Below are 23,921 nucleotides of genomic sequence, written 5' to 3'. Positions count from 1 at the left end.
CGTTTCCGGTGTAGGCCGGCGCTTCGCACTCCGCCATGTCAGAGGTGTCAAACCCCGCCCCTGATGTTGAAGGGAGCATCCATGCTTCTGGTCGCTAACGGTTCCGTCTTTACCCGCAACGCGCAGGCCCCGTTCATTCCAAACGGTGCGGTCGCCATTGACGGAGATACGATCGTCGAAGTGGGCCCCGAGTGCGAGCTCAAGGCCAAGTACCCGGATGCCGAGTACGTCGACGCCCAGGGCAACCTCATCATGCCCGGACTCATCAACTGCCACACCCACATCTACTCGGGTCTGGCCCGCGGCCTTGCCATTAAGGGCTGCAACCCCACCAACTTCCTGGAGAATCTTGAGCAGCAGTGGTGGAAGATCGACGACAACCTGACGCTCGACGGCACCAAGGCCAGCGCCTATGCCACGATTCTTGACTCCATCCGCGATGGCGTCACCACGATCTTCGATCACCATGCGAGCTTCTGCGAGATCCCGGGAAGCCTCTTTACCATTAAGGATGCAGCTCAGGAGCTGGGCATGCGTTCGTGCCTGTGCTACGAGGTCTCGGATCGCCGCGGCCAGGAAAAATGCGACCAGGCCATTGCCGAGAACGCCGAATTTGCCCAGTGGGCCGCCAAGGAGCGTCGCGATAACGACAACCACATGATCGCCGCCATGTTTGGCGGTCACGCCACCTTTACGCTGTCGGACGAGACCATGGACAAGATGGCCGAGGCCAACAACGGCCTGACCGGCTTCCATATCCATGTGTGCGAGGGCATGAACGATGTGTGGGATTCCCGCCTCAACCGCGGCGGCATCAGCCCCGTCGAGCGCCTGCTGCAGCACAACCTGCTGGGTCCCGACACCATGCTCGGCCACTGCATCCACGTGACGCCTGCCGAGATGGATATCGTCAAGGAGTCCGGCACCTGGCTCGTCAACAACCCCGAATCCAATATGGGCAACGCCGTGGGCTGCGCTCCCGTGCTCGAGTTCTTCCGCCGCGGCATTCCCGTGTGCATGGGCACCGACGCCTACACCCACGATATGCTCGAGAGCCTCAAGGTCTTCCTGATCATTCAGCGCCACAACGCCGCCATGCCCAACGTGGGCTGGTGCGAGGCCATGACGATGCTGTTCGAGAACAACGCCAAGATGGCGAGCAAGTACTTCGATCGCAAGCTCGGCGTGCTCGAGGCCGGCGCTGCCGCCGACGTCATCGTTATGGACTACAAGCCCTTTACGCCGCTGAGCGAGGAGAACATCGACGGCCACATGCTCTTTGGCATGATGGGCAAAAACTGCCGCACCACCATCATCAACGGCCGCGTCCTGTACAAGGATCGCGAGTTCGTTGGCATTGATGAGGACAAGATCAACGCGTGGACCATGGCTGAGTCCAAGAAGCTCTGGAGCACGCTCAACGATCGCACCTACTAATTACAAGTAGATTCACGCGCGCCGGATGTTTCGCCGCATCCGACGCGCGTATAGGCGACCTCCGCGGGGTCGTCGGCGCTGTGCTAGCGCTACACCGTATTTGCGCCCGCCGCGCGGTCTCGCCGGGCGTTACAGAGAGGAGCTCACTATGAGCGACATCATGAGGCCGATCCCGTTTTCGCAGCTGATGAACTGGATCATCGAGGAGCACAAGACTCAGGACGCCATCTTTGGCGTGCGTAAGATGGTCACGACCAATCAGGAGGGTGCGCTTCCCATTTTTGACGAGCGCATCGAGACTCCGTTTGGCCCGGCCGCCGGCCCCAATACGCAGCTTGCCCAGAACATCGTGGCATCCTACGTGGCCGGTTCCCGCTTCTTTGAGCTCAAGACCGTCCAGGTTATGGACGGCGAGGAGCTCTCCAAGTGTGTGAACAAGCCCTGCATTGTGGCGCAGGACGAGTGCTACAACTGCGAGTGGTCGACCGAGCTCGAGGTTCCGCAGGCCTTTGCCGAGTACGTGAAGGCATGGTTTGCCTGCCACCTGATCGCTCGCGAGTACGGCCTGGGCAGCCCGGACGGCTTTGTCTTTAACATGTCCGTGGGCTATGACCTCGAGGGCATCAAGAACCCCAAGGTCGACGCCTACATCGAGGGCATGAAGGACGCCAGCGGCTCCGACGTCTGGAATGAGTGCCGCGCATGGGCGCTTGCCAACCTGGACAAGTTTGAGCATGTCGACGCCGCGTTTGTCGAATCCATCCCGGCACGCGTCTCCAACTCCATCACCGAGTCTACCCTGCACGGCTGCCCGCCCGCCGAGATCGAGCGCATCGCGACCTATCTGATCACCGAGAAGGGCCTCAACACCTACATCAAGTGCAACCCCACGCTGCTGGGCTATGAGTTTGCCCGCCAGCGTCTGAACGAGCTGGGCTTTGACTACATCGTCTTCGACGATACGCACTTCCGCGAGGACCTGCAATGGGCCGACGCCGTGCCCATGTTCGAGCGCCTGATTGCCCTGTGTGCCGAGCGCGGCCTGGAGTTTGGCGTCAAGCTGACCAACACGTTCCCCGTCGACGTGACGAGGAACGAGCTGCCCTCCACCGAGATGTACATGTCCGGCCGTTCGCTGTTCTCGCTGACCATCGAGGCTGCTCGCCGCATTACCGAGCAGTTCGATGGCAAGCTGCGCATCAGCTACTCCGGCGGCGCCACGGTCTACAACATCCGCGCCCTGTATGACGCCGGCATTTGGCCCGTCACCCTGGCGACCGACGTGCTCAAGCCCGGCGGTTACGAGCGCTTTAGCCAGATGGCCGGCGAGTTTGCCGACCTGGACGGCAAACCGTTCGCGGGCGTCTCTCTCGACGCCGTGACCGCGATCCAGACTGATTCGCTCACCAACCCGCTCTACAAGAAGCCGCTGCGCCCGCTGCCCGATCGCAAGGTCGCCGGCAAGAGCCCGCTTTCCGACTGCTTTACCACGCCGTGCCGCACGAGCTGCCCCATCCAGCAGGATATCCCCGCCTATCTGGCGGCTGTTGACGAGGGCCGCTTCGAGGACGCACTCAACATCATCATCGAGCGCAACGCCCTGCCGTTCATTACCGGCACCATCTGCCCGCATCCCTGCGGTCGTGCCTGCGAGCGTGCGTTTTACGAGCCCGAGGGCGCCCAGATCCGCGCCAGCAAGCTCAAGGCCGCCCGCGAGGCCATAACCGCCGTGCTGCCCAAGCTGCGCGCCCAGGCCATCGCCAACGACGGTGAGCGCAACGTTGCCGTTATCGGCGGCGGCCCGGCCGGCCTGGCGACGGCGTTCTTCCTGACGCGCGCCGGCGTGCCCGTCACTATCTTTGAGGCCCGCGATTCACTCGGCGGCGTGGTCCGCCACGTGATTCCTGAGTTCCGCATTGCGAGCGATGATATCTCCCACGATGCCGAGCTCTGCCTGGCCTTTGGCGCCAAGGTGCAGCTCAATGCTCGCGTGGATTCTATTGACGAGCTCAAGGCCCAGGGCTTTACCGACGTGGTCGTGGCCACCGGTGCCTGGATGCCCGGCTCTGCGGGTCTGGGCGAGGGTGCCGAGCTCGACGTGCTGGAGTTCCTCGAGGCCGCCAAGAAGGGCGAGAAACTCGAGTTGGGCGAGGATGTCGTGGTCATTGGCGCCGGCAACACCGCCATGGACGCGGCCCGCGTGGCCAAGCGCCTGGCCGGCGTGAAGAACGTGCGCCTGGTGTATCGCCGTACCAAGAAGCAGATGCCCGCCGACGAGGAGGAGCTCGATCTTGCTCTTGCCGACGGCGTTGAGTTCTGCGAGCTGCTGGCGCCCAAGGCACTCAACGGCGCCGTGCTGACCTGCGATGTTATGGAGCTCGGTGAGCCGGATGCAAGCGGCCGTCGCAGCCCCGTCGCCACGGGCGAGACCGTCGAGCTTTCCGCCACCACGGTGATCTGCGCCGTGGGCGAGGGCATCGATGCCAGCCTGTACGATGCCGCGGGCGTCGAACACGACCGTCGCGGTCGCCTTGCCGCCACCTCCACCGGCGTCGAGGGCGTCTGGGCTGCAGGCGATTGCCGTCGCGGTCCGGCCACCGTGGTCGAGGCTATCGCCGACGCCGCCGAGGTTGCCCGTGCCATTGCCGGTGTGGACTTTAACAAGTACGCCGACTGCAACGAGCAGGCCGGTCGCGAGGACACCTGCTACGAGCGCAAGGGATCGCTGTGCCGCGACAAGCGCAACTGCACCAAAACCCGCTGCCTGGGCTGCGGCTCGGTGTGCGAGGTCTGCTGCGATGTGTGCCCCAACCGCGCCAACGTTGCCATTAAGGTGCCGGGTCTCGCCAAGCATCAGGTCGTCCACGTCGACGGCATGTGCAACGAGTGCGGCAACTGCGCTGTGTTCTGCCCCTACCAGGAGGGCCGTCCCTACAAGGACAAGCTCACCCTGTTCTGGAGCGAGCAGGACATGGAGAACTCCGAGAACGAGGGCTTCCTGGCTGTGGACGAGGACCACTTTAAGGTCCGCGTCGCCGGCACGGTCCGCACCGTCTCGGTCGATGCCGTCAACACCGGCCTTCCCGAGGCCGTCCGCCTGACCATCAGGGCTGTGCGCGACAACTATCCGTATCTCCTTAAGAAATAGGCGAGTCTCTTATGGCCAAATCCATTCAACATAACGTGGCCTACGTTGCCTGCGGAAGCGGTTGCGCCTCCGCAGGCGGCGACGCCCGCTGCAGCGAAGGCTGCATTGGCTGTGGCGCCTGCGTCACGGCCTGCCCCCACGGTGCCATTGCGCTGGTCGATGGCATCGCCCGCGTGGATCGCTCAAAGTGCACGGGCTGTGGCCTGTGCGGCATGGCGTGCCCGCAGCGCGTGATTGCCTTCGTTCCCGGCTACCAGAATATCCTGGTGCGCTGCAACAACACCGATAAGGGCGCCATCGCCCGTAAGATTTGCGATACGAGCTGCATCGGTTGCGGCATGTGCGCCAAAAAGTGCCCTGCCGGCGCTATCCGCATCGAGGACAACTGCGCCCATATCGACGGTGCGGATTGCCTGTCGTGCGGCATGTGCGCCGTCGTCTGCCCGCATGGCGCCATCCACGACCGCACCGGCATCGCCGCCGGCGTGTAGAAGGGAATCACCATGGCACAGGAATTCACTTTTACCGTTAACGGCGTCGAGCGCACGACGACGCAGAACAAGCCGCTGCTGCGCTACCTGCGCGACGACCTGCACATCCATTCCGCCAAGGACGGCTGCTCCGAGGGCGCCTGCGGTACCTGCACCATCCATGTGGACGGTGCGGCCGTCAAGGCGTGCGTGCTGACCACCGCTCTTGCCGCCGGCCGCAACATCGTGACCGTCGAGGGCCTGCCCGAGGACGTGCGCGAGGCCTTTGTGTACGCCTTTGGCGCCGTGGGCGCCGTGCAGTGCGGTTTTTGTATCCCAGGCATGGTCATGGCGGGTGCGGCGCTCATCGCCGAGGACCCCGAGCCCACCGAGGAACAGATCAAGTACGCCATTCGCGGCAATGTCTGCCGTTGCACCGGCTACAAAAAGATTATCGAGGGCATCTCGCTGGCCGCTGCGGTGCTCCGCGGCGAAAAGCAGATCGACGAGGACCTGGAGCGTGGCGATGACTACGGCGTGGGCAAGCGCGCCTTCCGTATTGACGTGCGCAAGAAGGTGCTCGGCGAGGGCAAGTATCCCGACGACATCGACGAGCTCGATCAGCCGGGCCTGACCTATGCCAGCGCCGTGCGCTCCAAGTATCCGCGCGCCCGCGTGCTCTCCATCGACACCTCCAAGGCCGAGGCCCTGCCCGGTGTGGTGGGCATCCTGCGCGCCGAGGACGTGCCGGTCAACCAGGTCGGCCACCTTATCCAGGACTGGGACGTCATGATCGCTCAGGGCGATATCACCCGCTGCGTGGGCGATGCCATCGTGCTGGTGGTCGCCGAGGACGAGGCGACGCTCGAGAAGGCCAAGAAGCTCGTAAAGATTGACTACGAGCCGCTGGAGCCCGTGCGCAACATTGTTGAGGCCAGGGCCGCCGACGCCCCGCGCCTGCACGACAGCTTCTTTGCCTTTGGCAACACAGTGGAGCTCAAGGACAACGTGTGCCAGAGCCGTCATGTGACGCGCGGCGACGCCGCCAAGGCGCTGGCCGAAAGCGCGTTCACCGTGACGCAGCGCTTTACCACGCCCTTTACCGAGCATGCCTTCTTGGAGCCCGAGTGCGCCGTTGCCTTCCCGTACAAGAACGGCGTCAAGGTGCAGTCGACCGACCAGGGCGCCTACGATACGCGTAAAGAGTGCGCCCACATGTTTGGCTGGGATAGCGAGCCCGAGCGTGTGGTTGTAGAGACTATGCTCGTGGGTGGCGGCTTTGGCGGCAAGGAGGACGTGTCCATCCAGCACCTGGCCGCGCTCGCCGCCTATAAGTTCCAGCGTCCTGTGAAGTGCAAGCTCACGCGTGCCGAGTCACTCGCTTTCCATCCCAAGCGTCATGCCATGGACGGCACCTTTACACTGGGCTGCGACGCCGAGGGCAACTTTACCGGCCTGGATTGCGAGATCAACTTTGATACCGGCGCCTACGCGTCGCTGTGCGGCCCGGTGCTCGAGCGCGCTTGCACGCATGCTGTCGGCCCCTACAAGTACCAGAACACCGACATTCGCGGTTATGGCTACTACACCAACAACCCGCCCGCCGGCGCGTACCGTGGCTTTGGCGTCTGCCAGTCCGAGTTTGCGCTCGAGAGCCTAATCGACCTGCTGGCCGAGAAGGTCGGCCTGGATCCGTGGGAGATTCGCTACCGCAACGCCATCGAGCCGGGCGAGGTTTTGCCCAACGGTCAGATTGCCGACTGCTCCACGGCGCTGAAGGAGACACTGCTCGAGGTCAAGGATGCCTACTATGCGCATCCCGGACACGCCGGCATTGCCTGCGCCATGAAGAACGCCGGCGTGGGCGTGGGCCTGCCCGATGCCGGCCGCTGCAAGATTCGCATCGAGAACGGCGCGGCCGTGGTCTATGCCGCCACGTCCGACATTGGCCAGGGCTGTAACACCGTCTTTTTGCAAGACGTTGCCGAGGCATGCGGCCTGCCGCTTCGCTGCATCGCCAACGGCGAGTGCTCCACCGAGAACGCTCCCGACTCCGGCACCACGTCTGGCTCGCGTCAGACGGTCGTGACCGGCGAGGCCGTGCGCGGTGCCGCCTTCCTGCTGCGCGATGCCATGCTTGATATCGAGGCCGGCAAGTCTGCGCCCGCCGCTCCCGTGAGTGCGCATGGCGACGGCGTCAAGATCGAGTATGACGACGGCCGCGCCTATCAGCTGCACACGCAGGAACTCGTCGCCGGCCAGGGTATGCACCCTCAGGATCCCGCGGCCGCCATCAAGGCGCTCGAGGGATGCGAGTTTGGCTACGTGTACCTGGAGCCGACCGACAAACTGGGCGCCGACGTTCCCAATCCCAAGAGCCACATCTGCTACGGCTTTGCCACGCATGTGGTCATTCTGGATGATGACGGCCGCGTGAGCGAGGTCTACGCCGCGCACGATTCCGGCAAGGTGGTCAACCCCATCTCCATCCAGGGTCAGATCGAAGGCGGTGTGCTCATGGGTATGGGTTACGCACTTACCGAGGACTGGCCGCTCAAGGACTGCGTGCCCCAGGCAAGGTACGGTACGCTCGGGCTGTTCCGTGCATCCGAGATTCCGGATATCCACGCTATCTACGTGGAGAAGGACGAGCTGTTGCCCGTGGCATACGGCGGCAAGGGCATCGGCGAGATCGCAACGATCCCCACGGCGCCCGCCGTGCAGAACGCCTACCGCGCGTTTGACGGCAAACTACGTCCAGATCTGCCCATGGTGGATACGCCCTACAGCCGCGCCCGTCGCCGCGGGTAGGGTAGGGTGCGGACAGCATTGCTGACGGGCTGTTCGCGCTCAACACCAACTGCATATGCCGCGCCTTTGGCCCCAGCTCCATCGCGAGCCGGGGCCTTTTGTTTGGAGCGCCTCCGCATGCGGAAGCTGCGTCCCGGAATCGTGCCTCAGAATGGGATGTGTTTTCCGCTGGCCGGCCGTTTGGAAAGTGCATCCCAGTTTGAGCGTTTATTCCGGGATGCGGTTTCCGCTGAAGGACTCAACCGGAAAGCACGACCCGTTCCGAGACCTGATTCCGGGACACGCTTTCCGCCAGGCCCGCCATCCGGAAAGTGCATCCCGTTTTGAGCGTCCAGGCTGGGCCGCGCTTTCCGTTGGCGTGGCCGTTGGGAAAACGCGGCCCAGATAGGGGGGATGCGATCCGGCGATGCACGGCCTAGCAGCTCCTACAGCTCCACGTCGTTGAGCCACGTCGGCAGCGCGGTCTGCCGGATGCCTGCCGTCTGCAGCTTTTTGGCGAGCATTCCTGCCGAGCGGACCTCGTTCATGGTAAAGCGCAGCAGAGGGTGGCCGTAGAGCGATAGGTGCGCCTCGCGCTGTCGTTCGGCAACGAGCGCCTCGGCGGTGGTGCGTCCGGCCAGCATGGTCTGGTCGGTATATTTGATGAGCCCGTCGAGCTCGCCCAGCGTGAGTTCCCGCGCCTGGCGCTCCCAGGCAAAGTCCGTTCGTATGGGCTTGGCCGAATCGAAGGGGTCCGTCAGCTCGTATTGAAGCCAGTCGGGCGCAAAGCCCGTCTCGATCATGATGGCTCGGGCGACCGATTCCCCGCCGCTCTCGGCGCGGGCGTCGGCATATCGAAGCGTTGTGAGGGCGGTGCGAATCGCGCGACCATTGCGGGCAGTCGCTCGTTGCTCAACGGCCTCCATCAGCTGTTCCGACGCAAGGCCGAGCTTTGAGATCGCCGAATCGGCAATGGGCATGCCGTCGGCAAAACCAGTTTGCAGCAGGCAATCTGTGGCCGTTTGGATGGGCGGCGTTACCGATATGCCGGCTCTGCGTATTGCTCCGGCCGGCTCAATCTGGTGTCGCTGAATATGTGCGCCCGGACGAGCCGACGGCTTTGTCGAGCTGCAAACATGCACGACGTTCAGGTGTCGCCACGAGACCTCGAGCCCCAGCAGGCAAGCTGCCGAAAACGAGCAGAACGTCCAATCGGGATGGATGATCGCAAGGGCGCGGAGGATCTCGCAATGGCGTTGCGCTCGGTTGAGTTCATCCCAGTGCGTTTTTCGCGCAAACAACCCCGGCATGGGCGAGACAACCGTGCCGCCGGTGCGCCGAAGGAGCGCTTTTCGGATCGCCGTGCTCGGGGGAATCAGACAGCGCCCCTCTTGTTCGGCTTGAGTGAGCAGTTGGTCGATGAGCTGGTCGTTGCAATGGGTCATGAGCTACCGCCTCCTTTTGGGTAGCAAAAACGTATCAGCTGGAACTTGCCGCTCAGCTGACCAAAAGCTGACCAAAATCTAACCATGCAGGTAGATGACCTGCTTTTGGCGACATTTTTCTTGTTTGAATCGGTGAGCGGTAATCGGCGACCGTGAACGGTAGCTGGATATGAAGTCTTGGTAAGTTTCGGGACGTGTACTTTTTGAAAAAAGAGCATTCTATCTGCTGTTTTGTGTTTCTGGATCGCATATTTGAAGGTATGTGATAAGGGCGGCGGACTGTCGCCTTGTATCTGCGGAAATTGTGACCCGGAATGAGCGCTCGGAATGGGATGCATTTTCCGGTAGAAGCTTCAGCGGAAAGTGCATCCCAGAATTCAGGCTCAGAGCGGGAAGCGCTTTCCGGATGACATGTTTGGCGGAAACTACGGCCCAGTTTTTGGCTCCAGAACGGGATACATTTTCCGGAACGGTCCACATGCGGTGGGGTACCGCCCCTTTTGCGTGCGTCGCTTGTCGAATTACGTTATAGCTAGCTATATTATAGGAAGATATAATATAGCTAGCTATAACGTAAAGGAAGGATGGCCCTGTGTTTATCGGAAGAACAACGGAAATGTCCGAGCTCAATCGACTGTATGGCACGGGCTCCTTTGAGATGCCTGTGATTTACGGCCGCCGTCGTGTGGGTAAAACGCGCCTTATCACAGAGTTCATCCAAGGCAAGAAGGCTATTTACTTTCAGGCTCGTCGTACCAATGCGGAGGCAAACCTGCATGGCTTTAGCCAAGCGATACTTGCGGGCTCCGTTGGTGCTGCGGGCGTGTCGTTTCGTAGCTTTGACGAGGCGTTCGATGCATTGGCCACCATGGCTCGCACGGAACGTTTGATTGTCGTGATTGACGAGTATCCCTATCTCGCCCAATCGAATCCCGAGATCAGCTCGTTGCTGCAAGATAAGATTGATCACCTGTACAAAGAGACCAAGCTCATGCTTATCCTGTGCGGGTCGTCGCTTTCGTTCATGGAAGAGCAGGTGCTGGGCTACGAGAGTCCGCTATACGGTAGACGTACGGCCCAGTTTAAGATCATGCCGCTCGATTTTACGACGACCCTCGGCCTGTGGCAGGGCATGAGTCGCGAAGACGCTGCGGTTTGCTATGGCATGACGGGCGGCATTCCTGCATATATCGAGAAAGTCGATCCTGTCGCACCGCTCAAGGACAACATCAAACGTCTTTTTCTTACTCCTACGGGCTATCTCTTTGAGGAGCCGAGTAACCTGCTATTGCAAGAGTGCCGCAATCCCGAGCAATATGATGCAATCGTGCAAGCAATTGCTCAGGGGCGCTCGAAGATCTCGGAGATTGCGAGCTCTACGGGAATCCCTGCGAGCAACGTAAAGGGCTATGTGGATAAGCTGGCGTCGCTTGGGATTGTCGAGCGCGAGCTGCCCCTAAACGAGACGAGCAATAAGCGAGCCGTGTATCTGCTGAGCGACCAGATGTTTAGGTTCTGGTACAAGTTTGTTCCGCAGAGCATCGGGCTGATTCAAAACGATATGGCCGAGATGGCGTATAAGCGTATTGAGCCGCACGTATCGGATTACATGGGTACGGTCTTTGAGCTTATATGCAGACAATACGTGTACGAACTCGCACGCGCGGGCGAACTTGGTGTGGTGCCGGCAACAGTTGGCCGTTGGTGGGGAACGGACAATCGGACGCGTACGCAGGAAGAGATCGATTTGATTGTCGACGACGGAGAGGGCGCGACGCTCTTTGCGGAGTGCAAATGGCGTAACGAACCGGCAGGCGAGGATGTTCTGGAAAAGCTCGTGTACCGAAGCGAGCTCTTTAGGCGTCAGCATAAAAGCTACGTGATCTTCTCGAAGCGTGGCTTTACGCAAGGATGTCAGGAAGCTGCGGCGAGCAGGGGAGATACCAAGCTGATTTCGTTTGCCGAGATGTGCGAGCGGAGATAACCAAGCGCGCTCTGATGTGATTGCTCGGAATGGGTCGCGCTAAGGATGCCAAGCGTAAAACCTACAATGAAAATGGCGTAAAAACTACATTGAGAACGGCGTAAAAACAGCATTGAGAATGGCGTAATTTCGTATATCGCATGATCGCCCGAGCTTGCACACGGCCTTTTGCGAGCTCTTGCCATGAACGAGAGCCAGGCTGTCACGTACAAGACGCTCATAAAGGACGCCTCGTACGGTGAGACGGGCCCCGACGAGAGGACCATCGCTGCGCACCTGGATCTCTTCAACAGGCTCAAGCTGACCGAGGACCTGTGCGGATGGGAGCCATCGAGGTCAAGCTGAGTGATGCGAAAGCAGACGATGGAGCGAGAAATCTCAAGGCGCTGGAGAGGAAAGTGCTCTCCAATCCTGCCGCCCAGAATGCCGCGCCGGCGTTTTTGGCGGTCGTGGTTGGAAAGGGGAGCATTGCCTACACACGCGACGACGGCGTGGCGGTGATCCCCATGGCGCCACTTGGGGCGTAGTGGTTTTGCGGGCGTGCCGTGCTTCCTTTACCGAAAATCCATTTGGTAAACCAGATGCTCGCGGATAGAATAAAGTTGACGGCAGCCCAAGTTCTGGAGAGCTGGGAAACGCCGTTGCTTGGTCAAGAGGTCGGTGCCTTAATGGCAGCGACTTGTTATGCTTCGAATGCTGCTTGAGTGCCTCGGAAAGTTCGATAAGCGCCGTGAAGAGCGAGACCAAAGCAACCAAGAGCTCTACGAGCTCTGATGGGCCCGGGATGACCGCTGATTCAAGTCACCGGGCCTAAATCTTTTTCACACATTCGAATAGGCGGGCGACTCTTTTGGGGCTGTCTGCGTGGCGCGTGCCTGGCGCGCGTGGCATTGCGTCCCGCCTTCATGTCCGCACGGGCGCCTATCCTTACGGCAATGTAGCTGCCTGTGAAACAGGCGGCAGCTGACGGAGAAAGGCCCTCGCCGTGCCAGACAAAAAGACGCCGTGTATCTCGGCTATCGATACGACGAACTTTGCGCGCCAGATCGTGCTGGACTTTGAGTTTGCGCCGGTGCCAAGGCAGCGCCAGCGCCGCGGGTTGCGCAACGAGATTATCGAGGTCGGCGCGGTTAAGCTCGATAACCGCGGCAACGTTATGGGCGAGTTCTCGCAGTTTGTGCAGACAGAATTTACCGAAGGCGTTGCGTTTCCCGTCCGCGAGCTTACGGGGATATCGGCCGTGGACACCGCGATGGCTGATCCGCTCTATGTGGTGATCAAAAGACTCAGCGATTGGATCGGTCGCTACTCCGCCCAGATAGTTTGCTGGAGCGGGGCGGATCATCGACAGCTTATGACCGAGTGCCAGGCAAAGCACATGGACCTTTCCGCATTTCCTACGGACTGGGCCGACCTGCAGGCGTTTTACACTTCGATCATGGACGTGGGCAGCCACGGGTGCGTCTCTTTGAGTGACGCGGCAACGTGGTTTGGCATCGAGTTCGACGAGTCGACGGGTCACGCCCACAGCGCCTTAGCCGATGCGCGCGTGACCGCCAAGCTGCTCAAGCAGGTGATGGATGGGGACTACCGCGTGAGCCCGCACGTCCAGGAAGTCCGCCAGCGGTGGGGGATGGGCGAGCGAGCCCAGACGCGCCTTTCCAGCAAGTGCCCCGAGCTGGGCGACCTGCTGCTGAGGCTGAAGGCGGAGGGGAGGTAGGCCTTTTGAGAACGCCATTCGGTTTGGCATGGCAGGGCTGTAAGCGCGACTTCGCACTGCTGTTTGAATCGAAGCGTCAACCAGTATGACGAGCTGTCTGGTCTGTCTGCCTACACCATCGCAATCCCGCGGGCCGCACTCAACAGCTCATACTCCCTTTCGCTCCACTGCCGCAGCTCGGCTGTGCGTACGGCGTCGCGACACAGGTCCAGAAACACCTCAGCTCCCTCGCAGAAGCACTCGCGGGCAAAGATGCCCGACCCGCCCGCAACGCACGCGCCATCGGCAAACCGCTCCCAGCTAGACGGCTCACGCGAATCGTCTCCGGACAGTTTGATCTGCAACACATGCGGGTCGCCGGCAACGCAGAACTCTTTCTCGAGCTTTTGCACCGTGAAGCGCATCTGGTGGGAGAGGCTGCTCTTGACCATGGCCGAGGCGTAGCCGTTCTGCTTGTCCAGAAGATGCATTCGTTTTGGCTTGGCTGCCAGGTTGTGGAAGTTGCGCTCGCTGCGCACAGAGAAATTGTCCATACGGACTCCTTTCATCGATGATGGCAGGGCCACCGTGCCTTTTGGCCGGTTGGCGTCGGGATCGTGGAGCCAACTCTCTGCCCCGACTCTGGATAAAACGTGCCCGCTCCTTGCGGGCAAGAGGAAGTCTATCAACGTGTACGGACTCAACGTGTACGGACAGAAATCAAGCGCCATCCGCGAAATGACGCGCGGATGGCGTTGGTTTCCCAAGTGATTATTCGGCTTTCATCCGGAAAAGTGTCGAAATCAGCCGTGTAAAAGTACGGAAAAGTGTCGAAATAGGCACCTTAAAACTTCGGAAAAGTGTGGCTGGATGACAAAACAGCACTTAGAAGCCGGCGCTGGATGCGGGATCCTGCGGCCGCCTTCAGCTCCCGCTACTCATCGTCTCCGTCGTTGGGGTCGCCCTTGAGGGTGTTGATGTCCAGGTACTGGTTATCGTCCTCTTTTTGCTGGGTCTCCGACTCCGCTTGGGTGGGGCCGCGGAACAGCTGGAATCCCTCAAACGCAATGACGCCGAACAGGGCAATGACAATGGCGAGAAAGGCAATCTTGACTGCCTGCGGAAATTCCGAGAGACGCAGTGCCTTTTCCTCGGCGTAATAATCGGCGAAGCGTTCTTCGCCCGTGCTTTTGGTGTACGCCGGTGCGGACGCGGCCTCCGGGTCATATTCCGGTGCACGCGTGGCAGCGTACGGATCGTTGAGATAATCGCTCGGTGCGGTGCCATAATCCTCGGTCTCGATGCGACTGGTGCCAGCATAGCCATCGGAATAATCGGAATATGCCGCACCGCCCTCATAGTCCGCGGCGCTCGTGTTGGCGGCAAAAAGCGGATTAACTGGAACGTCGAGCGCCGGCATGCCGGTAGAGGTCTCATCCAGATCGGCTGCAGCCCAGGAATCGTAGGCAACCTGATGGGCAACGGGCTCATCGAGCCTTGCGACCGGAGGCTTGCGTGCCGCAGGAACAGGCAACTGCTGGGCGCTGTACATAACGGTGCTGTCGGCCGATTTGCCCTGCGTCGCTGCAGCGAGAAATGCCGCCGTCTCGGACGGGTCGCTTGCGGGGCGGGGAGCGGGCGTGGACGCCGAAGTGGGTGCGGGCGTAGGCGCGGGCGTCGAAACGGGCGACTGCGCAGGAGTCGGCGCAGATGCGGGCTTAGGCGCAAGTGTGGGATCGGGGCTTGACGGGCGAGCCCCGCCGCCCATGAGTTCGTCGGCGGTCCACGGGCGATCATCCATCACGTCGTCAAGGCTTAGCGAAAACAGGTCGTCTTCACCCTCATCGAACATGCGGTGCACATGTCCACCAATTGCCGGAATCAATCCGCGACCGGTGCATGATGCCTTGCTCAACGCCATTCTGTTCCATCCTTTCGAAATACTAATGACATCGATTATATGGAACTTCCCAAGCGGCCCGGTCTTGGATTCGTGCTTTCCAGAACTCGCACCCAAAAGGGGAGGGGCAATCCAGGCGAGTGCCTACTTGTCGCCGGCCGCCGCCTTGGCCTCATTGAGGTAGCTATAGAAGCTGTACTTGGAGATGCCAAAGAACTCGCAGGCGCGCTCGCTCGACTTGGAAATGAGGAAGGCGCCGCGACGGTCGAGGTAGCCAATGGCACGAATGCGCTCGTCTTTGGTCATGAGTGCCGCGGGCTTGCCCACAAACTGCTCGCACTCGTGCAGCAGGTCCTCGAGCAGGTCGCCGATGTTCTTGGTAATGGGCTCGGGCTCGGTATAGCCCGTGCCGCCGGTGCCGGTAAAGGCGTCGAGCGAACGCTCAAAAGCCTTCATAAGCGTAATGTCAAAGTTGATGCCCAAAATGCCGACGGGTTTGCCCTCATCGTTGCGGATAAAGATCGTCGACGATTTGAGCAGCTTACCGTCGGTGGTTTTAGTGAGGTACGGCTCGCGGTCGTGTACGTCGGTGGCGCCTTCGTGCATGGACTCAAACACGATATGGCTGGGGCCGTCACCCAGTTTGCGCCCGCTGACGTGGCCGTTTTCGATCACTACGATGGAGTGGTCCACGTCCTCGGTCTCCAGATCGTGGACGACGACTTCGCAGTTGGGGCCAAATTGGAGCGCCAGACCGTGTGCGAGGCGCTTGTAAAACTCAATCTGTGCGGGGGTCATGGGTACCTTCCTAAAAATTAGTTTGGGCTCACTGTGCCATAAACCACACATGACCGCAAACAAATCCATCAACAAGGCAATTCATGACCGTTCGGCGGCGAAAAAGTACCGATTACGGCAACAAACAATTCGTTAGATATACCAATCAAAAAGTGTGATAGAACATTACTAACAAACTTTTTGTTTGGCATCCACATAAAAGTTCAGTCGTGTGAATGGGATCGGGCTGAAACGCGTATGCGGGGGCCGGCAAGAGAGGACTTAAGGAGTTCACCGTATGGCCGATAAGATCCAGTGGGCGGGCAACACGATGCCCAAGAGCGATGACAAGCACTTGGGAATCATGAGCCTCGACCACGTGAAGAAGGCCCGTGCCTTCCACCAGTCGTTCCCTCAATATACCGTCACTCCGCTTGCCCGTCTGGACGGTCAGGCTGCGCGCCTGGGCCTGTCCAACCTGTGCGTTAAGGACGAGAGCTATCGCTTTGGCCTCAACGCCTTTAAGGTCCTGGGCGGCTCGTTTGCCATGGCCAACTATATTGCCGATGAGACCGGCAAGGACGTTGCCGACTGCACCTTCGATTACCTGACCTCCGATCAGCTGGCCGAGGACTTTGGCCAGGCCACCTTCTTTACCGCCACCGACGGCAACCATGGCCGCGGCGTGGCATGGGCTGCCAACAAGCTGGGCCAGAAGGCCGTCGTTCACATGCCCAAGGGTTCCACTAAGCCCCGCTTCGATAACATCGCCGCCGAGGGCGCAACGGTGACCATCGAAGAGGTCAACTACGACGAGTGCGTGCGCATGGCCGCTGCCGAGGCCGACGCCTGCGAGCGCGGCGTCATCGTTCAGGACACCGCCTGGGAGGGCTACGAGAAGATCCCGTCCTGGATCATGGAGGGTTACGGCACCATGGCTTCCGAGGCTGCCGAGCAGCTGCGCGAGATGGCCATCAACCGCCCGACGCACGTGTTTGTCCAGGCTGGCGTGGGTTCGCTCGCCGGCGCCGTGGTGGGCTACTTCACCAACCTGTATCCCGATAACCCGCCCACCTTCGTCGTGGCTGAGTGCGCGCCTGCCGCCTGCCTGTACAAGGGCGCTGCCGCCGGCGACGGCGATCCGCGCATCGTGGACGGCGACATGCCCTCCATCATGGCCGGTCTGTGCTGCGGCGAGCCCAACATTCTGGGCTGGGATATCCTGCGCAACCACGTCACCGCCTTCGTGTCCTGCCCCGACTGGGTCACCGCTCGCGGCATGCGCACCCTGGGCGCTCCCGAGAAGGGCGACCCGCGCGTCATCTCCGGCGAGTCCGGCGCTGTGACCACCGGCCTGGTCGAGACCCTCATGCTCGATCCCGAGTACGCCGAGCTCAAGGAACTCATCGGCCTGGACAAGACGAGCTCCGTGCTCTGCTTCTCCACCGAGGGCGACACCGATCCCGACCAGTATCGCCGCATTGTTTGGGAAGGCGAATATCCCACTTGCTAATCGTTGGGGCGGAGTAAATAGGTATCGCTCCGCCACCTCACAGGTAGATTCCTTCGTTTGAAAGGTTATGAACAATGGCTAAAGAACTCGATTTCGACGCTATCAAGGCTGCTGCTGAGTCCCATCGTGCTGATATGACTCGCTTCCTGCGCGCTATGATCTCCCATCCCTCTGAGTCTTGCGAGGAGGGTGAGGTTGTCGCCTGCATCAAGGCCGAGATGGAGAACCTTGGCTATGACGAGGTCAAGGTCGATGGCCTGGGCAACGTCATGGGCTTTATGGGCGAGGGCGACAAGATCATCGCCATCGACTCCCACATCGACACCGTCGGCATCGGCAACATCGAGAACTGGGATGCCGATCCCTATGAGGGCTACGAGACCGACGAGATCATCTACGGCCGCGGCGGCTCCGACCAGGAGGGCGGCATGGCTTCTGCTACCTACGCTGCCAAGATGATGAAGGACATGGGCCTCATCCCCGAGGGCTACAAGATCATGGTCGTCGGCACCGTCCAGGAAGAGGACTGCGACGGCATGTGCTGGCAGTACATCTACAACAAGGATGGCATTAAGCCCGAGTTCGTCATTTCCACCGAGCCCACCGACGGCGGCATCTATCGCGGTCACCGCGGCCGCATGGAGATCCGCGTCGACGTTCACGGTACCTCCTGCCACGGCTCCGCTCCCGACCGCGGCGACAACGCCATCTACAAGATGGCCGACATCATCGCCGACGTCCGCGCCCTCAACAACAACGGCTGCGACGAGTCGACCGACATCAAGGGTCTCGTCAAGATGCTCGACCCCAAGTACAATCTCGAGCACTTCGAGGATGCCCGCTTCCTGGGCCGCGGCACCTGCACCGTCAGCCAGATCTTCTACACCAGCCCCAGCCGCTGCGCCGTGGCCGACTCCTGCGCCATCTCCATCGACCGTCGTATGACCGCCGGTGAGACCTGGGAGTCCTGCCTGGACGAGATCCGCAACCTGCCGGCAGCCAAGAAGTACGGTGACGACGTGAAGGTCTCCATGTACATGTACGACCGTCCGTCCTGGACCGGCGAGGTCTACGAGACCGAGGCTTACTTCCCCACGTGGATCAACAAGGAGACCGCTCCGCACGTCAAGGCCCTCGTCGACGCCCACAAGGCCATGTTTGGTGACGAGCGCATCGGCTGCGAGCCCAGCATGGACAAGCGCACCGGTCGTCCGCTGTGCGACAAGTGGACCTTCTCCACGAACTGCGTCTCCATCCAGGGCCGCTACGGCATCCCCTGCGTGGGCTTTGGCCCGGGTGCCGAGTCTCAGGCTCACGCTCCCAACGAGGTCACCTACAAGGACGACCTGGTCACCGCTGCCGCCATGTATGTAGCTGCCCTGAACCTCTACGATCCGAGCCAGGCCGATGGCGACGCCACCGTGTTCCGCGCCGGTCTGACCAACAACAAGATCGATTAGTCCCATTCCTCGATTTTGTTGAGCCGGGGGCCGCTCGTGTCCCCGGCACCCCCCCCTGTTGACTTGGGGCCCGCGGTCGTTATCTCCCATGCTTCCTCAACGGTAGCGGGTCCTCGTCATGGTGCTCTGCATGTTCTAGCCACACGCGCATGCCGGAGCGCATTAACTCATTGCGATCGTTTCATCTTTAGAAAGGACATTTCCATGGACGCTAAGTTTACCGAGCTCGTCGAGCAGCTGAACGGCCTCGATTTTAAGGGTATGTACGGCAGCGACTTCCTGCACACCTGGGACAAGACCACCGATGAGCTTAAGGCTCTCTACATCGTCGCCGACGCACTGCGCGAGCTGCGTGAGAACAACGTTTCGTCCAAGATCTTCGATTCGGGCCTGGCCGTCTCCCTGTTCCGCGACAACTCCACCCGTACGCGCTTCTCCTTCTCTAAGGCCGCCAACCTGCTCGGCCTTGAGCTGCAGGACCTGGACGAGAAGAAGTCCCAGATCGCTCACGGCGAGACCGTCCGCGAGACCGCTACCATGATCTCCTTCATGGCCGACGTCATCGGCATCCGCGACGACATGTACATCGGCAAGGGCGACGCCTACATGGCCGAGGTCTCCGAGTCTGTCCAGCAGGCTTACGAGGACGGCGTTCTGGATCACCGTCCCACGCTCATTTCCCTGCAGTCCGACTCCGATCACCCCACGCAGTCCTCTGCCGACATGCTCTACCTCATCAACGAGTTTGGCGGCCTTGAGAACCTCAAGGGCAAGAAGGTTGCCGTCACCTGGGCCTATTCGCCCTCTTACGGCAAGCCGCTGTCCTGCCCGCAGTCGCTGATCAGCCTGCTGCCCCGCTTTGGCATGGACGTCACCCTGGCCCACCCCGAGGGCTACGACCTCATGCCCGAGGTCGTCGAGCGCGCCAAGGGCTATGCCGCCGAGTCCGGCACCACCTTTAAGCAGGTCAACACCATGGCCGAGGCCTTCGAGGGCGCCGACATCGTGATCCCCAAGAGCTGGGCTCCGTTTGCCGCCATGGAGAAGCGTACCAATCTGTACGCCGAGGGCGACGACGCCGGCATCGCTGCGCTCGAGAAGGAGCTGCTCGCCCAGAACGCCACCCATCAGGATTGGTGCTCCACGACCGAGCTCATGGAGAAGACTGCCAACGGCCAGGACACCATCTTTATGCACCCGCTGCCCGCCGACATCTCCGGTGTCTCCTGCGAGCACGGCGAGGTCAACGCCGACGTCTTCGACATGCACCGCGTGGGCATGTACAAGGAGGCCAGCTACAAGCCGTACGCCATCGCAGCCATGATGTTCCTGCAAAAGGTTGCCGATCCCGCCGCTACCCTCAAGGCCCTCGACGAGCGCAACACCGCCCGTTGGCTCCAGGCCTAAAGCCGGGTTGAGGTAAGCCATGTAAAGGGGGCGCTCTGCCAACCGGCGGGGTGCCCCTTTTTGCATCGCGGGCGTGCGGGATAAGCGCTTTCGATGTAGATGCCCGCGGCGCGAGTTATGGGTACGATGGTTTCAGGGGAGGTATCACCATGAAACTTGGATGCGTCATTATGGCTTCGGGCGAGGGCAAGCGGTTTGGCTCTAACAAGATGCTTGCCGATATCTATGGCGAGCCGCTGATTGCCCGGACCATCGATTCGGTTCCCCGGGGCTTTGACGTCGTGGTTTCGACGCGTTGGCCCGAGGTCGCTCAGATTTGCGAGGACAAGCATTGCCCGTGCGTGCTGCACGATGGCGAGCTGCGCAGCGAAAGCGTCCGTGCGGGCCTTTCGTGGGGAGTCGAACGCAACTGGAAAGGTTGCCTCTTTTTGCCGGGCGACCAGCCGCTCGTGAGTTCGGATTCTTTTGAGGCTATGGTTCGTGCATTTGACGAGCGTGGCCGCAAACATCCGGTGCGTCTTGCGTGCAACGGTGAGCCTTCGAGCCCGGTGCTCTTTCCGGCGGAACTGTTCGATGCACTTATGTGTCTTGAGGGCAAAGACGGCGGGGGCTCGATTCTCAAAGGTCGCGTCGACGTTGCGCTGGTCGAAGCGCGTGCCTACGAGCTGTGGGACGTCGATACCGTCAAGGGACAGCGACGCATAACGGAGCATATTGCCGCCTGCTCGTATTTTGATCACGTGGCCAACTGCATCAATCAATAAGGAGCAATTATGATCATCATCAAAAACGGCGCGCTCGTGACGCCCCAGGGGCTTCGCCGCGCCGATCTTGCCATGGAGGGCGATAAGATCGTGCGGATCGCCGCAGCGATTGAGCCGGGCGCCGACGATACCGTCGAGGACGCCGCGGGCTGCTGGGTGTTTCCCGGCTTTATCGACGGCCACACGCACATGCAGTGCTGGACTGGCATGGATTGGACAGCCGATAGCTTTGAGACCGGCACGCGCGCGGCTGCCTGCGGCGGCACGACGACCATTGTGGACTACGCGACGGCCGATCGCGGCGTGACCATGCCCGATGCCTTGGCCGAGTGGCATCGCCGCGCCGACGGAACCTGCACGGCCAACTACGCTTTTCATATGGCACTCGCCGAGTGGAATGAGCGCAACCGCGCCGATCTTTCGGCCATGCGCGAGGCGGGCGTGTCGTCGTTCAAGACCTACTTTGCCTATGACCACCTTCGCTTGGACGATGCCGAGACGCTCGAGGTGCTGGAGGAGCTCAAGCGTATTGGCGGCATACTGTGCGTGCATTGCGAGAACGGCACGCTGGTGAATGAGCTGCAGAAGCGCGTGTACGAGCAGGGGATTCATGGGCCCGAGGGGCATGCACTCAGCCGTCCGGACGTGTGCGAGGCCGAGGCCGTGAGTCGTCTGCTGTATCTGGCGCACTTAGCCGGGGACGCCCCAGTCAACGTGGTGCACCTTTCGACCAAGCTGGGGCTCGAGGCCATTCGCGCTGCCAAAGCGCGCGGGCAGAAGAACATCTATGTCGAGACCTGCCCTCAGTATCTGATGCTCGACGATACTTGCTACTTGGAGCAGGGCGAGGACGGCTTTGCGGGCGCCAAGTACGTGATGAGCCCGCCGCTGCGCCATGCCGGTGACCGTGCCGCGCTACGCGAGGCGCTTGTGGCCGGCGAGATCGATACGATTGCGACCGATCATTGCAGCTTTAACCTGCACGGGCAAAAGGACCGCGGGCGCGACGATTTCCGCGCGATTCCCAACGGCGGGCCCGGCGTGGAACATCGTCCCGTCGCGATTGCCACGAGCTTTGAGGGCCAGCTGGGCCCCGAGGATCTGTGCCGCTTGATGAGCGAGAACCCGGCGCGCGTTTTTGGCATGTATCCGCGCAAGGGCTGTCTTGCCGAGGGTGCCGATGCCGACGTGTGCGTGTGGGATCCAAAGGCGCGCTGGACCATTAGCGCGGCGACGCAGCATCAGGCCGTGGACTACACGCCGCTCGAGGGCTTTGAGGCGCATGGTCGCGCCAAGGCTGTGTTTGTGAACGGCGTGCTGGTGGCGCGCGATGGCGAGCCCACCGGAGCCCAACCCGGTCGCTACGTCCCTCGCTAGCAGCAAAGATGCCGTGTCCCCTCCTCAGTTGCGGTGAAATACGGACTGTTTGCGGCCGTCGGGCGGCCAAACAGTCCGTATTTCACCGCAACTGAGGAGATGGGGCCGGCTACTTGAGGCTGCTGGCGACGACGGGGCGGCCGAGGGCTGCCTCGAAGCGATCTGCCATCGTTGGGTCGTTGAGCGTGTCGGCTTGGTTGAGCATGATGCGGGCATTGTTGAGGTTCAGCATCCGCAGCTCGGCATTGAGCACCATGGCGACGTGCTCTGGGGTGGCAGCGTCGGCGGGCTCGCAGCCGCAGCGCTCGCAGAAGAGCTCGGGGCGGTGGACAACCTCGGCGACGGGTTTGCCCAGTCCCGAGGCGCCGACGACCCAGACAACGTTTGCCGTGCCAGAGGGAATCACCGGCTCCCAGGCGGCATGCGCCTTGAGCGGGAGCCGCTTACTGCCGTCCGCTTCGGCCAGGACGTAGTCAAAGCGCTGCGCCAGCTGGTCGAGCGGCTCGGCAGGGGAGGAGAGCTTGCCCGTCTCCGGGTCCAAAATACCCGCCTGGCAGATACTTCCGCGGCTCATGCCAGCGCATGCCTCGCAGGTGCAGCCGGGAACATGCAGGGCCCCCGGCTTCCAAGGCGCGGCGTCCAGACGACGGCCCGACCCGTCCCATGGCACGCCGGCGACGGGGAACATATGCGTGGTGGTGCAGAGGAGCACGCGGTCGCCAGCGCGCATAAGCTCAAGGCCGAGCGTCTTTAGCAAGGTCGACTTGCCGCCGCTGCCGATAATCGCGGTAATGCCCGGCTCGATCCTGAGCGCCGAGGCAAGATTGCCGCTAACCGTTTCCATCTGTTCACCGCCGTATAATACTGTGATAATAAATAATCATCAGAGTAGCGGTCGAACCGCTTTTGCTCTGCTCAAACCGTAGCACAGGGAGGTGCCCCGGGAATGCTCGTTTATGTTCGCGGCGCCGGCGATATCGCCACGGGCGTCGCCGCTCGCTTGGTGCGCGCCGGCGTGTCAGTTGTCATGGCCGATATCGCGGTTCCCACGTGCATCCGTCGCACAATCAGTTTTTGCGAGGCCATTCGCCTGGGCGAGGTCCAGGTCGAGGGCATTCGCGCTCGCCTGGCGCAGACGTCGGCCGAGGCGCTTGAGATTACCGAGGCGGGGGATGTCGCCGTGGTGGTGGACCCCCAGGCACAGATGCTCGACGAACTGAAGCCCGCGGCTGTGGTCGACGCAATTCTGGCCAAGCGCAATCTGGGTACCACGCGCGACATGGCTCCTGCCGTCATCGCCGTGGGGCCGGGCTTCACCGCGCCGGTTGACTGCGACGCCGTGATCGAAACCATGCGTGGGCATTTCCTGGGCCGTGTCATTACCCAAGGTTCGCCCCAGCCCAACACGGGCGTGCCGGGCGTCATCGCCGGATATGGCAAAGAGCGTGTTATCCACAGCCCCGCCGCCGGCGTGTTTAGGTCCGACCATGCGATCGGCGACATCGTGAGTGCCGGCGATGTGATCGGGTATGCGGGCGATTCGCCCATGTGCACGCAGATCGATGGCTGTCTGCGCGGGCTTTTGGCGAACGGCGTGCAGGTGACTGAGGGCTTTAAATGCGCCGATGTCGATCCGCGCGGCGATGCCAGCTATATCAACTACATTTCGGACAAGGCGACGTCGGTCGGCGGCGGCGTGCTCGAGGCACTCGCTATGCTCACCGATATCTTTAGAGGATAGAAGGCGGCA

General features: G+C 61.4%; 19 protein-coding genes and 1 riboswitch. Of the genes, 14 read left to right on the top strand and 5 right to left on the bottom strand.

The genetic code is table 11. From position 1 onward, the window contains the following. Window positions 1-81 precede the first annotated feature (81 nt). The 4 genes from ssnA (at window position 82) to xdh (ending at window position 7,866) form a co-directional block, all read left to right on the top strand. Window positions 82-1,437 (top strand): putative aminohydrolase SsnA, encoded by a 1,356-nt coding sequence (gene ssnA, locus ACESWY_RS07625; RefSeq protein WP_373093816.1) that lies wholly within the window; start codon window positions 82-84, stop codon window positions 1,435-1,437. 148 nt (window positions 1,438-1,585) lie between these two features. After that, window positions 1,586-4,585, top strand: coding sequence for a putative selenate reductase subunit YgfK (gene ygfK / locus ACESWY_RS07620; RefSeq protein WP_373093817.1), 3,000 nt, complete (start codon window positions 1,586-1,588; stop codon window positions 4,583-4,585). A gap of 11 nt (window positions 4,586-4,596) precedes the next feature. Continuing rightward, a complete protein-coding gene (locus tag ACESWY_RS07615) occupies window positions 4,597-5,076 on the top strand; it encodes a 4Fe-4S binding protein (RefSeq protein WP_055252516.1) in 480 nt (159 codons plus the stop codon). Between the two features lie 12 nt (window positions 5,077-5,088). Beyond that, window positions 5,089-7,866, top strand: a complete 2,778-nt coding sequence (xdh, locus tag ACESWY_RS07610) for a selenium-dependent xanthine dehydrogenase (protein WP_373093819.1) — start codon at window positions 5,089-5,091, stop codon at window positions 7,864-7,866. A 425-nt stretch (window positions 7,867-8,291) separates the two neighbouring features. On the opposite strand, the gene ACESWY_RS07605 is transcribed toward xdh, so the two are convergent. After that, on the bottom strand, window positions 8,292-9,290 hold the full coding sequence (locus tag ACESWY_RS07605; protein ID WP_373093821.1) for a hypothetical protein: 999 nt from the start codon (window positions 9,288-9,290) through the stop codon (window positions 8,292-8,294). Window positions 9,291-9,882: 592 nt separating this feature from the next. Between ACESWY_RS07605 and ACESWY_RS07600 the strand changes: the two genes are divergently transcribed. From ACESWY_RS07600 to ACESWY_RS07585, 4 genes are all read left to right on the top strand, one after another. Further along, on the top strand, window positions 9,883-11,274 hold the full coding sequence (locus ACESWY_RS07600) for an ATP-binding protein (protein WP_373093823.1): 1,392 nt from the start codon (window positions 9,883-9,885) through the stop codon (window positions 11,272-11,274). A 183-nt stretch (window positions 11,275-11,457) separates the two neighbouring features. Next, window positions 11,458-11,619: a hypothetical protein gene (locus ACESWY_RS07595; RefSeq protein WP_161144910.1), complete on the top strand. Its 162-nt coding sequence runs from the start codon at window positions 11,458-11,460 to the stop codon at window positions 11,617-11,619. Further along, window positions 11,595-11,801: a hypothetical protein gene (locus ACESWY_RS07590; protein WP_373093825.1), complete on the top strand. Its 207-nt coding sequence runs from the start codon at window positions 11,595-11,597 to the stop codon at window positions 11,799-11,801. The genes ACESWY_RS07595 and ACESWY_RS07590 overlap by 25 nt, the downstream gene beginning before the upstream one ends. Before the next feature lie 458 nt (window positions 11,802-12,259). Beyond that, window positions 12,260-12,994: a 3'-5' exonuclease gene (locus ACESWY_RS07585; RefSeq protein WP_373093827.1), complete on the top strand. Its 735-nt coding sequence runs from the start codon at window positions 12,260-12,262 to the stop codon at window positions 12,992-12,994. A gap of 110 nt (window positions 12,995-13,104) precedes the next feature. On the opposite strand, the gene ACESWY_RS07580 is transcribed toward ACESWY_RS07585, so the two are convergent. The 3 genes from ACESWY_RS07580 to ACESWY_RS07570 form a co-directional block, all read right to left on the bottom strand. Beyond that, on the bottom strand, window positions 13,105-13,527 hold the full coding sequence (locus ACESWY_RS07580; RefSeq protein ID WP_373093829.1) for a hypothetical protein: 423 nt from the start codon (window positions 13,525-13,527) through the stop codon (window positions 13,105-13,107). Between the two features lie 8 nt (window positions 13,528-13,535). After that, window positions 13,536-13,626: riboswitch (SAM riboswitch) on the bottom strand. A 281-nt stretch (window positions 13,627-13,907) separates the two neighbouring features. Continuing rightward, window positions 13,908-14,894, bottom strand: a complete 987-nt coding sequence (locus tag ACESWY_RS07575) for a hypothetical protein (protein ID WP_373093831.1) — start codon at window positions 14,892-14,894, stop codon at window positions 13,908-13,910. Window positions 14,895-15,017: 123 nt separating this feature from the next. Further along, a complete protein-coding gene (locus ACESWY_RS07570) occupies window positions 15,018-15,671 on the bottom strand; it encodes a helix-turn-helix transcriptional regulator (protein ID WP_089573552.1) in 654 nt (217 codons plus the stop codon). A gap of 277 nt (window positions 15,672-15,948) precedes the next feature. On the opposite strand from ACESWY_RS07570, the gene dpaL reads away from it, so the two are divergent. The 5 genes from dpaL to hydA all read left to right on the top strand — a co-directional run bounded on the left by dpaL (window position 15,949) and on the right by hydA (window position 22,171). After that, window positions 15,949-17,163, top strand: coding sequence for a diaminopropionate ammonia-lyase (gene dpaL, locus ACESWY_RS07565; RefSeq protein ID WP_138339638.1), 1,215 nt, complete (start codon window positions 15,949-15,951; stop codon window positions 17,161-17,163). A gap of 74 nt (window positions 17,164-17,237) precedes the next feature. Then, window positions 17,238-18,623, top strand: coding sequence for a YgeY family selenium metabolism-linked hydrolase (locus ACESWY_RS07560; RefSeq protein ID WP_373093833.1), 1,386 nt, complete (start codon window positions 17,238-17,240; stop codon window positions 18,621-18,623). 204 nt (window positions 18,624-18,827) lie between these two features. Next, window positions 18,828-20,030 (top strand): knotted carbamoyltransferase YgeW, encoded by a 1,203-nt coding sequence (ygeW, locus tag ACESWY_RS07555; protein ID WP_055287465.1) that lies wholly within the window; start codon window positions 18,828-18,830, stop codon window positions 20,028-20,030. Between the two features lie 149 nt (window positions 20,031-20,179). Beyond that, window positions 20,180-20,794 (top strand): nucleotidyltransferase family protein, encoded by a 615-nt coding sequence (locus ACESWY_RS07550; RefSeq protein WP_368136619.1) that lies wholly within the window; start codon window positions 20,180-20,182, stop codon window positions 20,792-20,794. Between the two features lie 9 nt (window positions 20,795-20,803). Beyond that, window positions 20,804-22,171: a dihydropyrimidinase gene (hydA, locus tag ACESWY_RS07545; RefSeq protein ID WP_373093836.1), complete on the top strand. Its 1,368-nt coding sequence runs from the start codon at window positions 20,804-20,806 to the stop codon at window positions 22,169-22,171. A gap of 109 nt (window positions 22,172-22,280) precedes the next feature. Here hydA and yqeC read toward each other — a convergent pair whose 3' ends face one another. Continuing rightward, window positions 22,281-23,015, bottom strand: a complete 735-nt coding sequence (gene yqeC, locus ACESWY_RS07540) for a selenium cofactor biosynthesis protein YqeC (protein WP_373093838.1) — start codon at window positions 23,013-23,015, stop codon at window positions 22,281-22,283. A 102-nt stretch (window positions 23,016-23,117) separates the two neighbouring features. Between yqeC and yqeB the strand changes: the two genes are divergently transcribed. Continuing rightward, entirely contained in the window at window positions 23,118-23,912 is a 795-nt protein-coding gene (yqeB, locus tag ACESWY_RS07535) for a selenium-dependent molybdenum cofactor biosynthesis protein YqeB (RefSeq protein WP_373093840.1), read from the top strand. Window positions 23,913-23,921 lie beyond the last annotated feature (9 nt).

Source organism: Collinsella aerofaciens ATCC 25986 (genome assembly GCF_964237925.1).
Taxonomy (GTDB): Bacteria; Actinomycetota; Coriobacteriia; order Coriobacteriales; family Coriobacteriaceae; genus Collinsella; species Collinsella aerofaciens_BJ.
The sequence above is the reverse complement of the archived record's forward strand: the minus strand, read 5'-3'. Positions and strand labels throughout refer to the sequence as shown.